This is a genomic window from Acinetobacter junii CIP 64.5, assembly GCF_000368765.1.
GTDB lineage: Bacteria > Pseudomonadota > Gammaproteobacteria > Pseudomonadales > Moraxellaceae > Acinetobacter > Acinetobacter junii.
Genome location: NZ_KB849654.1, coordinates 742,840 through 756,536, shown reverse-complemented (window position 1 = coordinate 756,536; position 13,697 = coordinate 742,840). Strand labels below are relative to the sequence as shown.

Sequence of the window (13,697 nt, the reverse complement as noted above, 5' to 3'; positions counted from 1 at the left end):
CTCTTAAACTGGTTTACACAGTATATGCAGTTGCTTCGATTTCAATTTGCATACCTTCCAACGCTAAACACGACACCGGAATGAGCGTACATGCAGGAAATGAATCATTTCTCCAAAAGTGTTGGATAGTCTGTGTGAGCAAATGTAGTTTTTCAGCATTGTGATTGACAATTAACACGCGCAAAACAGCAATATCTTTGAGCTGTGCTTGTACTGAATTGAGTGCTGTTTGAATATTATAAAAGACTTGTTGTACCTGTTGGTCAAAATTCTGTGAAAGTTCACCTTTATTATTTTCTCCGCCTTGTCCTGAGATATGAATGATCTTCATATTAGGCTGAACGACAGCAATGTGACTATATCCATTTAGGCTAGGATCATACAGCCCATTAGGATTAATGAGTTTGAATGCGAGAGAATCTGAATCTTTCGTGACTAAACCGTTCGTAGAAATTCTAAAAATGTTAGTATCAAAGCTCAAGTTAACTTGAGGTCAAGCAGATTTTGAAAAAACAACAATCTCCAAGTTGGCTAACGATAGGTGAGCTTTCAAAGCGAAGCGGTGTAAGTGTTCCTGCCATTCGCTTTTATGAGGAAAAAGAATTAATTTGGGGGATACGAACGACAGGTAATCAGCGTCGTTATCAAAGGTCAATGCTGAGACGTATTGCTATTATTAAAATAGCGCAGTAAGTTGGAATATCATTACAACAAATCAAGCAAACCTTCGAAACTTTACCTAAACATCGCAGTGCGACAAAAAAAGATTGGCAAATCATGTCTCAACAGTGGCAAGGACAACTGGATCAACAAATTATGATGTTACTCCAATTGCGACAGCAGTTAGATCAATGTATTGGATGTGGGTGCTTATCTCTGGAACAATGTCCTTTACGAAACCCTGACGATTGTCTTGCTGAAGAAGCAATGGGAGCACATTTTCAAAAAATTTTGTTTTTGATGAATCAAGATGACATTGATATTTCAACATAATGTCTATTTTTGCACTAAAATTGTGCAATATGGTGCTTTTAGTAAGACAATCACCTATAAATATCACTTGAGAAAATGCCATTTAAACTTTTTACATTTCTTTTTTAGTTTTCCAATCTTTTTTTGCGTAGTGAGATCAACCCAATCTTAAGAAAAATGAATCAAGTGAAAGCGAAATAAGCTGTTGTTATCAGATAAATTGATAGAAAAGTCGCATTTAAAACCAGTAAAACTTTTAAAGAAGCCAATCCTTATCATTAAATGCATGATTAAGATGCAAATTGACCTAATCAATTGATACCTACATAAGCGAATCGAATCATTCAGAGACGATCTGCAATCTTTATGTATCAGAGATAGTGAGAGCGGGTTTTAGTTTATTTATGAGATATCGCTATACAGGCTTTTATATCAATAAAAGCTTAGGCAAGAATTGAGCTGTATTGATAATAATCAAATCGAATTATTTTGTTTGTATAAATTTGAATCGTTGCTTAACCGGAAGACAAACGTGCTGAGCATACAAGGTCTAAATGCAAATATGAATCATCAGTTCAAAATATAGGTATTTATTAAATAAATATTGGGTGGAATTTTAAAAAACTTCCATTAGAATCCAAAATTCTACAAAGAATACTCCTGGGGGAAACATTGCTATCAGCGATGTTTACTTAAGAAAAACTAGCTTGAGGAACGCTCATGCAGATCGGAATCCCAACCGAAACTGTCGTCGGTGAAAGTCGTGTAGCTGCTACACCTGAGACAGTAAAGAAGTTGATTAACGCAGGTCATAGCGTTGTCATTGAACGTGGTGCTGGTGTTAAAGCTGCGTATATTGACAGTGCTTATGAACAAGTTGGCGCAACCATTACGGACGATGCATATACAGGTAGCCAAATTATTTTGAAAGTACGTGCTCCGAAAGGTGACGAGATTCAAAAGCTTGCGGCTAACACTACTGTAGTAGCAATGTTTGACCCTTACCGCAATCCAGAATTAGACCAGTTTGCTGCTCAGCAAGTGTCTGCTTTTGCTTTAGAGTTACTTCCTCGTACGCTTTCACGCGCACAAAACATGGATGTACTTTCTTCTCAGGCAAACCTGGCTGGTTATAAATCTGTATTGTTAGCTGCGGCTGAATATCAACGTATGTTCCCAATGTTAATGACGGCTGCGGGTACTGTAAAACCTGCGCGTGTCGTGATCATGGGTGTTGGTGTTGCTGGTCTTCAAGCGATTGCGACTGCAAAACGTTTAGGTGCAGTTGTAGAAGCAACTGACTTACGTCCAACGGCTAAAGAACAAGTTGAGTCTTTAGGCGGTAAATGGTTAGACGTACCAATGTCAGATGAAGAAAAGCAACGTGCTGCTGAAGCTGCGAAAAGCGGTTATGGCTGGCAGCCAGGTGAGCAATACATCAAGGATCAAGCTGCGATTGTAGATAAAGCGGTATCAAATGCTGACATCGTAATCACAACTGCATTGATTCCAGGTCGTAATGCTCCACGTCTAATCAAGGCTGAAACTGTTGCCAAGATGAAACCAGGTTCTGTTATTTTGGATATGGCTGTTGAAACTGGTGGTAACGTTGAAGGTTCTAAAGAAGGCGAGACTGTTGTTACTGAAAATGGCGTGAAAATTTTGGGTATCCCAAATATTCCAGGCACAGTTGCAACAGAAGCATCTGCATTGTATGCACGTAACGTTTTCAACTTCCTTGAAACATTATTCGACAAAGACAAAAACTTTGCGATCAATCAAGAAGATGAAATCCAAAAAGCGTTACTCGTGACTCATGGCGGTCAAGTACTGCTCAAGCGCGGTTAAGGAGAGTTCTCATGGTTGAAACGATTACAATTTTCGTCCTTGCCATCTTCGTAGGTTACTACGTAGTTTGGGGAGTAACACCTGCGTTACATACACCACTTATGGCGGTAACGAACGCATTGTCTTCAATCATTATCGTTGGGGCAATGATCCAAACCGTGGGTATGCCTGTGATTGGTGTTGATGCCAATGTAGCTTTCCAAAGCATAAATGTTGTAAGCATCTTGGGTGCAATTGCTGTGTTCTTGGCAAGTATCAACATTTTTGGTGGCTTCGCTGTAACTGCTCGTATGCTTGAAATGTTCAAACCGAAGCAAAAGAAAAAAGAGGGCTAATAGATGGAATTTATTCGAGACTATGCGGATTGGTTCTACCTGATTGGTGCCGTCCTTTTTATCTTAACTTTGCGTGGTTTGTCAGGTCCTAAAACTGCAATCGCAGGTAACCGTTACGGCATGATCGCTATGGCGATTGCTGTAGTGACAACATTCTTTGTTGCAGAACATCCAGTTGTTTGGATGATCGTTGGTGCGATGGTACTTGGTGGTGTGGTTGGTATCGCTCGTGCGCGAACTGTTCCGATGACACAAATGCCTGAAACGGTTGCTTTAATGCACTCATTGGTTGGTTTGGCTGCGGTATTAATTGCGATTGCTGCGATTTTACACAACAATCAATTAACAGCATTGTTTGCTGAAAATGAAGCTGCTTTGACTGCTGCTGGCGTACAGCATGCTCATATGAGCAAAGTTCATTTATTTGAATTGTTTGTAGGTTGCTTCGTTGGTGCGATTACATTTACAGCATCAGTATTTGCTTACGGTAAATTAGCTGCTAAGAAATGGGCAAAAACGATTTCTGGTGCATGGGTTAAACCTGTTCAAGCGCTTATCTTTGCTGCAATGCTTGCGGCAGGCATCATGTTCTTCTTGACGAATAACATGACTGCTTTCTGGGCGATGACAGCACTTGCACTTGCATTTGGTTGGGTTTGGATTGCGCCAGTTGGTGGCGGTGATATGCCAGTTGTGGTGTCGCTTCTTAACTCATTCTCTGGTTGGGCTGCAGCTGGTATTGGTTTCACACTAGAAAACAATATGTTAATCGTTGCTGGTTCACTTGTAGGTTCTTCTGGTGCGATTCTTTCTTACATCATGTGTAAGGCGATGAACCGTTCAATCATCAACGTATTGTTTGGTGGTGCAATGGGTGGTGCAGCAGTTGCTACAGCGGACAAAGGCGAACAAGTTCAACGTAACTATCGTTCTGGTTCAGCAGATGACGCAGGCTTCCTGATGTCAAATGCTGACAGCGTTGTGATTGTACCTGGTTATGGTATGGCGCAAGGTCGTGCACAAAATGCAGTTAAAGAATTATGTGAAATCTTAAAAGAACAGGGCGTAAAAGTTCGCTTTGCGATTCACCCAGTTGCGGGTCGTATGCCTGGTCACATGAACGTATTGCTTGCAGAAGCTGATGTACCGTATGAAGACATTTTAGAGATGGATGAGATTAACTCAGACTTCCCTGCAACAGACGTAGTACTTGTGATTGGTGCGAATGACGTAGTGAACCCAGCGGCGAAAGATGATCCAAGTTCACCAATCTATGGTATGCCGATTCTTGAAGCTCACAAAGCTCGTACAATCATGGTAATCAAACGTTCTATGGCAACAGGTTATGCTGGCTTAGACAATGACTTGTTCTACAATGAAAAAACAATGATGATCTTCGGTGATGCGAAGAAAGTTGTTGAAGATATGACGAAAGCAATCAATGGTGGTGGTCACTAATCTGACCTCGCTCAAGATTGTAAAAGCCACCCTCGGGTGGCTTTTTTATTTCGTTCTCATCAATTAAAGAAAATTTTCAACAAGATCCATGGATTGATCATATAGTTCACGAGCGAGTTGTTGATTTTTTGCGTGTGGTGATTTCCAGTCTGGCATATGTGCACTGACATATTCACCATTACGATTTGCCCAATGATCTGCAATAGCCATATCTGTAATTAACTTAGCAGGAACAGAAGTGGATACTAAACCGATTTTCATTACTTCATAAACAGGCTTTGGTAGTTCGCGATAGATGTCTGATGCAACGCCACCTGGATGCAAAGCATTATTGGTAATGGTGCTATTGGCCATACGTTCAGCTAAAGCATTACTGAATAAAAGATTCGCTAACTTAGATTGCCCATAATAAAACAGCGGATTGTAGAAACCTTCTGCGCGAAATTTATTAGGTTTGATTGAACCTGCCCAATGTGCAATTGAAGCAAGGTGGATGATGCGAGCTTTAGGTGCTTTTTCTAAAACTGGGAGAAGCTTTTGGGTCAACAAGAAGTGACCGAGATAATTCACACCAAATTGTTGTTCAAAGCCATCTTGAGTGAGTTGTTTGGTCTTAGCAAACAATCCTGCATTATTAATTAATACATCTAAATCACCATAACGATCCGAAATTTCATCCGCTGCTTTTCGTGTATGTTCTAGGCTATTTAAATCTAGAGAAATAAAATCCACTTGCCCTTGGTCTAATGCACGTAACTTTTTCAGTGCAGCCTGTGCCTTTAGAGGGTTACGACAAGCCAAAATGACATGTTGTCCATTTTTCACAAGTTGTTCAGCGGTAGCGAAACCAATCCCAGTATTTGCACCTGTAATTAAAATTTTCATTTCTATGCTCCAGCAATACTTATATTTCTAAAACTTTAAAGCATTGTTATATTGCTTTAATTTTGACAATTTGTCATGTCAATTTTGTGCGTAAGGTGATTCATATTTATTTGAGATGCGTATTTGTCAATGAAGAGACTGATATTCAATGTGATTTCTACAAGATATCTATGGCATATCTAAGTTTTTATTTTTTACATTGAATAAATATAAATACTTGAAAATCTAAAAAGAAATATATGTTTATCTTGGCATTCTCCTTGCATTGGATTGAATGATCTTTTAAGGGGAATTTAATGAAAAATATAATTTTGATTTCTACATTTTTAATATTTCTCTCAACATCAGTATCCGCCTCAACAGCACCGAATATTCAAGAAATTCGTATTTCACTCGATAGTGTTTGGGTGGTTATTGGGGGGATCTTGGTGTTTTTCATGCAGGCAGGATTTGCATTGATCGAAAGTGGTTCAGTGCGTAGTAAAAATACCGTCAATGTACTGATGAAGAACTATATGGATACCTGTATCGGGGGCTTAGTATTTTGGTTGTTTGGATTTGGATTAATGTTTGGCTTAAATCAATCGGGATGGATTGGATTGAGCCACTTTATGCCAAATCAGATGGATGATTGGCACTGGAATTTGCTTTTCTTCCAAATGATGTTTGCTGCGACGGCTACAACCATTGCGAGTGGAGCAATGGCAGAGCGTATCCATTTTGTTGCCTATGTAGTAAGTGCCATTTTTGTGAGTGGTGTGATTTATCCAGTTTTTGGCAGTTGGGCGTGGGGTGGTTTGTTTGGGGGAGATGGTTGGCTTAAAGCAATGGGCTTTATTGATTTTGCAGGTTCTACAGTTGTGCATTCTATTGGTGGTTGGGTGGCTCTTGCAGGGATTATTGTCCTTGGTCCTCGTTTAGGGCGATTTGGGCGTAAAGGACAAGGCCATTTTTTAGCTGGACATAATTTACCTCTAGTTGCGCTAGGTGGGTTTATTTTGTGGTTTGCTTGGTTTGGTTTTAATGCTGCTTCAACTGTTTCAGCAAATGTCAGTATTGGTCGTATTGCGTTGAATACACATTTAGCAGCATGTGCAGCAGCTTCAACTTATATGATTTTGGCATTGATCCGATCTAAGGCTGTATTAATACGCAATACCATTAATGCTTCGCTGGCGGGGTTGGTCGCGATCACTGCTGGTTGTGCCACGATGTCTCCAATTTTCGCAATTATGACAGGTGTTGGTGCAGGCATATTGATTAGCTTTGTGCCACAACTTCTTGTCAAAATGCAGTTGGATGATGTTGTAGATGCGGTGGCGGTTCATGGCGTATGTGGTGCTTGGGGTACATTGGCTGCTGGTGCATTTTTGGAAACTAATCTTTTTGATGCAAATGTGATGTATGTTCAGATCATAGGAATTTTTGCTGCGTTCGTTTGGGGATTTGGTTTGGCATTGCTGGTATTTAAGATTTTGGACAAAGTTCTTGGAGGTTTGAGAGTGTCTCAGCAACATGAACAACGAGGCCTGGATTATACAGAGCACGCGGAGCTTTCATACCCAGAGTTTCAAAGGGATTTAACCTTTGATGCTGACAATATTACGCATCGTCATTAATAGGAGCTGTATTTATGGCTGAATTAACGATTGAGCAAAAAAGATTAGCAATTGAAAAAGGCTTATCTCAGTATTTACCTGAGTCTGTTTTGCAGCGTGCTTTAAGTTACTGGGAACGTGAATATGGGCATCAGCCATCATTTGTTTTGAATCGATTTCTCAGTGAAATTTGTTCAAATGATGAATTGCGTATGCAGCGCAAAGAAATGTTGCGTCAAGTTCTATACGAAATCTCAATATTAGAGAAGCAGCAACATCTTAAAGTAAAAGATAAAAAAGTATCCACCACACAGCCTAGTATTCAAATTAATGAAAATAATAATGCGCTTTTTCAGGTGTTTCATGATTTTGTGATGGCTGTATTAAAGGGTGTGGTGCGAGATGATTATCTGGAGTTTGTGGATGAAATACAGAAAAGCATGAAGAAGCATCGATTACTTGCTGGATATTTTTATCTCCTGGGTGCAGAGCAGGAGTCATTAAAGCAAATTTCACAGCAACATTATGCTGATATGTTAACGATGCTATATGCGATTTATTGTGATTTTTACGGTCCGATTAAAGCAGATCAGCTTTATGCTGCAATACGGCAAGAAATCAAACAGAATTATACTGAAGTGAATCTCACATCGTTATTATAGATATAAAAAAGCGACCTACTAAGGTCGCTTTTTTGAGCTTTAAGCTACTGATTCAGGAGTGCGCCATAGGCTTTCGAGATCATAAAACTTACGGGCAGTAGGTAACATTACATGTACAACGACATAACCTAGATCGATAAGGATCCATTCAGCATCTCGTTCGCCTTCGACGCCGAGTGGGCGGAAACCTGCTTTACGTGCTTCATCAGCAACATTATCAGCAAGGGCTTTAACATGACGAGTAGAAGTACCGCTTGCAATTACAATTGCATCGGCAACATTACTGATTGAACTTACATCAAGTTCTAAAATATCTTTGGCTTTTACATCTGCAAGGGCTTCATGTACAACTTTTAGACAAGCTTGTACATCTTTATTAGATGGTTGGATTTTTAGGTCGTGAGAATTAGAAGCGCTGGGCGATGGTTCTAAATTCATAGAGGGTATATTTTCCTGACAATTGCTCATTGTCAAATATACCGTTTTTCTCTAAAAAATTCAAATTTTAGCCGTAACAGTTTATGTATTCACATCATTGGAGAAGTACTTTTTTTTCCATCCAAATGATTGATCTGATTGATCTTTTGGTCTGTATTCAGCCCCAATGTAGCCTTTGTAGTCACTCTGAAGTAACCAATCGAAAATAGGCTTGTAGACAATACTACCTGTATCGGGTTCATGTCGATGTGGACAATCTGCAAATTGAATATGTCCAATAAGATCAATATTTTCCTGCAATCCTGCTAGAACATCTTCCCCCATCATTGCCATATGATAGCAATCGTATTGCATTTTAAGCGCAGGGTGGTTCACTGCTTCTAACATTTCTTGGGCTTGAGCAATATTTTGAACGAGAAAGCGGGGCATGTCGGTCCCGTTGATCATTTCAAATACAGGAGTAATACCTTGTTCTGTCAGCATATGGCAGGCAAGTTTTAAGTTGCTTGATAACGTGTTTAGGCAAGGTAAAAGGTCTGCATCCAAAGGTTGCTTACCTGCCAAAATATTGACACTTGGTACCTTGAGTGCTTTTGCATATTTGATGGCTAATTCAAGTGCGTGATGAAAAGCGATTTCCTGACCTGGTACCCCTGCAAGACCATCACCACCTTGCATAAGATCCCCAGCTGGAACGTTAATTAAGCAAAGTGATAACCCATGTTGTTCAAGCTGAGTTTGAATGTCTAGGATGTCTAATTCGTATGGAAATTGAATTTCAATATGTTGAAAACCATGATTTCGAGCGAGTTCGAATCGTTCTATCAAAGGTACTTCAGTAAAAATCATGGATAAATTGACTGCAAGTCGGCTCATGTTCAATCTCCTTGAATTAATACTTTATTGTTCTATATATTGAATGATAGTCGCTAAATCCTTCTCAGCAAAGCCATTTTCTTGGTGAGCTTGTAACTGTAATAGAGCTTTTTGTGCAACAGGTATTGTTAAGTTAAAACTTTGAGCTAGTTTTAGCGCATTATTTAAATCTTTTGATAAAGTTTGCACTTTCCATTGCACAGGTTCGAATGTATGAGTTGCCATTCGTGGTGCAAGTATTTGAAATGGTTTGGAGTCGGCGAAACCGCCTGCAAGAGCAGGGGCAAGTAGTTGGGTGTCAACACCTGCTTGGTCTGCTAAAGCGACAGCTTCTGCAATCAAGGTGCTATTTGCAGCAACGATTAATTGATTACATATTTTTGTTGCTTGACCAGTGCCAGATGCCCCCATGCGCGTAACACGTTGTGATAATACTTGATATATCGGAGCAAGTTGCTGGATGGTTTGTTCATCTCCACCTGCAAAGATGACCAGTGTACCTTGTTCAGCGCCTGCAGTCCCACCTGAAACAGGTGAGTCAATCCATGTTAGGTTTTTTTCTTGAGCAGCCCGAGCTAAATTTTGTGTTGCTGACACAGACAAGCTTGAGAAATCGACAAGAATCTGTCCTGCGGTTAAATGAGGTTGAATTTTGCTGAAAACATTTTCGACGGCAGAGTCATCAGCCAAACAGATTAGAATAACGGGATATTCATTTATTTGTTCTAAGTCGAGTGCAATCGCACCTTGTTGAATGATTGAATCACATGCATGTGGACTTCGATTCCAAACAGCGACTTTATAACCTGCTTGGAGTAATCGGATTGCCATACGCGTTCCCATTAACCCCATTCCTAAGAATGCGATTGGTGTTTGCTGATTAACATGCATGTGAAAATACTCAGATCATAATTACTTGTATTGACGAGGTAAGAATTGAACTTCAGGGTTCTTATCTTTCTTACGAGCGAGGGCACTATTTTTACCTAATAACAGTTTGAGTTGCCATAATTTTTCAAGGCGTAATGCTTTTTCTGGTTGGTGCTCCATGGCGTCGAGCACTCGTTTTGCTGCCATTAATGCATCTGGTGAGCGTTGCAGCATTTCTTGAGCAATCACATGTGCTTTTGCTAAAGGATCTTGATCAAGATGAGTCACTAAACCGATATTTTTTGCATATTCTGCATCAAAGATACGTGCAGTGAGTGTGAGTTCTTTCGCTAAATCAACACTGATCAAACCTTTTAATGAACGTGTTAAACCCATGTCTGGTACTAATCCCCAACGACTTTCCATAATAGACATTTGGGTGTTAGGTGTTGCAATACGAATATCAGCAGCAAGAGCGAGCTGCATTCCTGCACCAAAACAATATCCCTCAATCGCAGCAATGACAGGGATAGGAAGATTTTGCCAAATAAGAAATGCTTTTTGGAATAAGCTTTGCCCTGGTTTGATCAGTTCCCACGCTGCAAATGCCGTATTTTTAGGATTATTCAGGTCGGATAAGTCAATCCCAGCACTGAAGACATGTGCTTCACCTGTCAAAATGACACAACGAATCGAACGATCTTTTTCGATTTTTTTTGCAGTGGAAACAAGTTCTTTTAATAATGCAAAACTCATTGCATTACGTTTGTCTGGGCGGTTTAGATAAACCGTTGCAATTCCGTTGTTTTTCTCAATACGTAAAAGCGACATTTGCTTAACTCTTATTGTGTGCGATAAGTCAGCATAGCATGAGTCCCAGAGTGGAAACATGACACAACAGTCACGCTAAATGTCATGAGAGTGTAAAACCAGATTAGCAGCTAGCTTGACTTGTTCGATTGCTGTATTGAGTTCATTAAAGCGATGATTTGTTTCACGAATAAATGCATCATCCGCTTTTCTACGCTCCTTTCGCAGTGTCGAAATAAATTGCTCAAATTCACCAGAAACACGTTGCAAGTTAGGTGTGCCAACATAACGTGTTGCACCATATAAGCGGTGCAAGACATGTTCCAGCTGAGGGAAATCTTCAAGTTCGATTAACTGCTGCATTTCTGCTAGTTCAGTATCAAAGCTATCGACTAACATGTTGAGTAGGTCTTGAGCGAGATCTTCTTTATTCGCGGCAAGTTGAATGCTTTGTTGCCAATTTAGAATTTGCGGGTCAATCGATTCAACAGGACGTTTTTGCTCGTTCACTTGAGTTTGAGAACTAAAATTATTCTTTGTCCAATGGGTAAGGATTTGAATGATTTGTTCCATTTGAATAGGTTTAGTGACGTAATCATTCATACCCACTTTGAGTAGCTTTTGTTTTTCATCCGCTAAAGCGTGTGCTGTAAGAGCAATGATTGGGAGCTGCATACCTGAATCTAAGGTTGATTCTAATGAGCGAATCGCTCTCGTGGTATCTATCCCTGACATCACAGGCATTTGAATGTCCATGAACACAAGATCAAAAGGCGGAAGTTTTTGCTCGATGCGTTCTTGAATCAGGTCAATGGCTTTTTGACCACTCAATGCTCTGGTTGTGGTGACATTTAACTCACCAAGTAAGGCTTCAAGAACGATGAGGTTGGGTAAGTGGTCATCAACGGCTAAAACATGCAAGCCTTGACCATTAAAGTCTTCAGGCTCTTGTTCGAAGATCGGTTGGTTGCTCAGGAGCTGTACAAGTTCACGACGACTCAAAGGCTGATAAAGTGGTCGAGCGCGGTATTCATTGAGCATATTTGGTTCAAGGCTCATTTGATATCCGTACACTGCTAAATTGCCGCTATAACGTTGACGGATTTCTTTGAGCAATGCTTCTGTATCGCCACTGTGATCAACGATCAACCAAGTATTATCTTGTTGGCTTAAATGATTTAAGCGACTGAATAGATCCAGAATTGATTGGGTTTCAATATGTGCGACATGATAGTTTTCTAAATATGAACGTAAAACACTTGCTGTTGCAGGGTGAGCGAGATAAGACACCACTTGCAAGTGCTCAAAGTGTGGATGCTCAACATATTCATCTTGCTCTTCAACTTTAAACAGCGCCGTGAACCAAAAGGTTGATCCTTTTTCTGTCGGTGCGCGTTCTTGATTGTCCTCGAAGCCGATATGACCATGCATTAAGTGTACTAATTGTTTGGAAATTGCTAACCCAAGACCTGTACCACCAAATTGGCGTGTAACGGATGCATCACCTTGCGAGAATGATTCAAATAATTTTTTACGATCGGTCCCACTTAGACCAATCCCGCTATCTTGAACACTGAAATGTAGTAAACATTGACCAATTTCATCATCCTCCATTCGAACGCGCACGATGATTTCACCATCGGGGGTGAATTTAATTGCATTTGAGATGAGGTTGGTCAGAATTTGTTTAAAGCGTAATGCATCGCCTACAACGTGTTGTGGGATATTTTCAGCATAGTAGAACGCCATGTTGATATGCTTTTGTGCAGCCAAAGGCGAAAGCATATCCATAACATCAAAAATAGCTTCTTCTAGGTCAAAAGGTGCAGTTTCGAGTTCTAGTTTTCCTGCATCAATTTTAGAAAAATCTAGTACGTCATTAATGAGTGCCAATAGATGTGCAGATGACTTGCGTATAGTCTGAAGATAAAGGTTTTGTTCATTACTCAAATTTTGTTGGCGGAGTAATAAATGAATAAAACCATCAATACTATTTAGTGGTGTTCTCAGCTCATGGCTGATATTGGCAAGGAAAACAGATTTTGATTGATTTGATGAAATTGCTTGGTCACGTGCCTGACGATAGGTAATGTTTTGGACTTCTAAGGTATCTAAAGTACGGCGTAAATCTTCTTCTGTCTGTTCAGTATGTTCTTTAAGTTCCAAGAAACTGAAGTGTAGGCGTTTAACAACGTTGGCTATATCTCGCTGCAATAAACGTAGCTCACCAGTACTGTTCACTACAATATGTTGATCTAATGTATCTGCATTTAAGCGTTGCATTTGCATCCGTATTTCATACAGTGGAGCTAACCAACGTCGTGAAAATACATTTAAGCAGAACAATAGAATGAGTAAGGTGATCAGACCTGTTACGACTAATGATAATAAAATCTTATAGCGAGCCAGTTCTAGAGGGTGATTATCGAGCTCAACCATCAACCAAACTGGATTGGTAGCATCACTTTTAATTTTTGTACCGTAAATGCTGTTGTGATTGTGTTGTATTGGTCCAAAAAAATTACTGTTATTTGGGAAAGTTGGCCAGAAACGATTGTTTTGATAGCCGACGCTAAGATAGGTTTGTCCTTGACTATCAATCAAAACGGCTCGTTGTAAGTTCTTCTCATTAAACATCTTTTGCATGATGTTTTGAGCACGATAATATTGATCAGGACGTTCTTGCACCAGTCGCAGTAAATCTGCGGCAGTTTGATGATATCGAGCTAAGATTGCAGAAGCATCTGAACGTTGTTGTTGTTTTGCTGAGTTCGTCGTTTCTGATAAGACCCAAAGAATTCCAACGCTGGTCAATACCGCAATCGGCACTAAAATCAGTGCGATCAACTGTCCGTAAGCATGATTCAGCCGTAAACGCTTTGATAGGGTTTTATTGAAATTTGACATAGTGCGGTCAGATTTATCATTCTGCGAAACATCTTATC

The 13,697-nt window shown here is 40.0% G+C and carries 12 protein-coding genes and 1 pseudogene; 6 read left to right on the top strand and 7 right to left on the bottom strand.

Translation table 11 applies throughout. The annotated features are described in order from the left end of the window. Positions 1-13: 13 nt before the first annotated feature. Complete coding sequence (locus F948_RS05185) at positions 14-454, bottom strand: RidA family protein (RefSeq protein WP_051006044.1); 441 nt, start codon at positions 452-454, stop codon at positions 14-16. A gap of 50 nt (positions 455-504) precedes the next feature. Between F948_RS05185 and soxR the strand changes: the two are divergent. From soxR to F948_RS05165, 4 genes and pseudogenes are all read left to right on the top strand, one after another. Beyond that, positions 505-993 (top strand): annotated as a pseudogene (gene soxR / locus F948_RS05180) (redox-sensitive transcriptional activator SoxR). 699 nt (positions 994-1,692) lie between these two features. Beyond that, entirely contained in the window at positions 1,693-2,820 is a 1,128-nt protein-coding gene (locus F948_RS05175; protein ID WP_004681732.1) for a Re/Si-specific NAD(P)(+) transhydrogenase subunit alpha, read from the top strand. An 11-nt stretch (positions 2,821-2,831) separates the two neighbouring features. Beyond that, positions 2,832-3,155 (top strand): proton-translocating transhydrogenase family protein, encoded by a 324-nt coding sequence (locus F948_RS05170; RefSeq protein WP_004960758.1) that lies wholly within the window; start codon positions 2,832-2,834, stop codon positions 3,153-3,155. Positions 3,156-3,158: 3 nt separating this feature from the next. Next, positions 3,159-4,613, top strand: a complete 1,455-nt coding sequence (locus tag F948_RS05165; RefSeq protein WP_004960756.1) for an NAD(P)(+) transhydrogenase (Re/Si-specific) subunit beta — start codon at positions 3,159-3,161, stop codon at positions 4,611-4,613. Positions 4,614-4,676: 63 nt separating this feature from the next. Here the strand turns inward: F948_RS05165 and F948_RS05160 are convergent, their stop codons facing one another. Next, positions 4,677-5,498, bottom strand: a complete 822-nt coding sequence (locus F948_RS05160) for an SDR family NAD(P)-dependent oxidoreductase (protein ID WP_004960751.1) — start codon at positions 5,496-5,498, stop codon at positions 4,677-4,679. A 296-nt stretch (positions 5,499-5,794) separates the two neighbouring features. Here F948_RS05160 and F948_RS05155 point away from each other — a divergent pair, with 296 nt between their 5' ends. Then, entirely contained in the window at positions 5,795-7,117 is a 1,323-nt protein-coding gene (locus F948_RS05155; protein ID WP_004960748.1) for an ammonium transporter, read from the top strand. 14 nt (positions 7,118-7,131) lie between these two features. Beyond that, on the top strand, positions 7,132-7,758 hold the full coding sequence (locus F948_RS05150) for a hypothetical protein (RefSeq protein WP_004960744.1): 627 nt from the start codon (positions 7,132-7,134) through the stop codon (positions 7,756-7,758). A 39-nt stretch (positions 7,759-7,797) separates the two neighbouring features. Here the strand turns inward: F948_RS05150 and rsfS are convergent, their stop codons facing one another. The 5 genes from rsfS to F948_RS05125 form a co-directional block, all read right to left on the bottom strand. Next, complete coding sequence (gene rsfS, locus F948_RS05145; protein WP_004906669.1) at positions 7,798-8,196, bottom strand: ribosome silencing factor; 399 nt, start codon at positions 8,194-8,196, stop codon at positions 7,798-7,800. Positions 8,197-8,277: 81 nt separating this feature from the next. After that, positions 8,278-9,072, bottom strand: a complete 795-nt coding sequence (locus tag F948_RS05140) for a hydroxypyruvate isomerase family protein (protein WP_004960740.1) — start codon at positions 9,070-9,072, stop codon at positions 8,278-8,280. Between the two features lie 24 nt (positions 9,073-9,096). After that, positions 9,097-9,963, bottom strand: coding sequence for an NAD(P)-dependent oxidoreductase (locus tag F948_RS05135; RefSeq protein WP_004960737.1), 867 nt, complete (start codon positions 9,961-9,963; stop codon positions 9,097-9,099). Positions 9,964-9,984: 21 nt separating this feature from the next. Beyond that, positions 9,985-10,773, bottom strand: a complete 789-nt coding sequence (locus F948_RS05130) for a crotonase/enoyl-CoA hydratase family protein (protein ID WP_004960733.1) — start codon at positions 10,771-10,773, stop codon at positions 9,985-9,987. A 75-nt stretch (positions 10,774-10,848) separates the two neighbouring features. Continuing rightward, complete coding sequence (locus tag F948_RS05125; protein ID WP_004960728.1) at positions 10,849-13,659, bottom strand: GacS-like sensor histidine kinase; 2,811 nt, start codon at positions 13,657-13,659, stop codon at positions 10,849-10,851. Positions 13,660-13,697 lie beyond the last annotated feature (38 nt).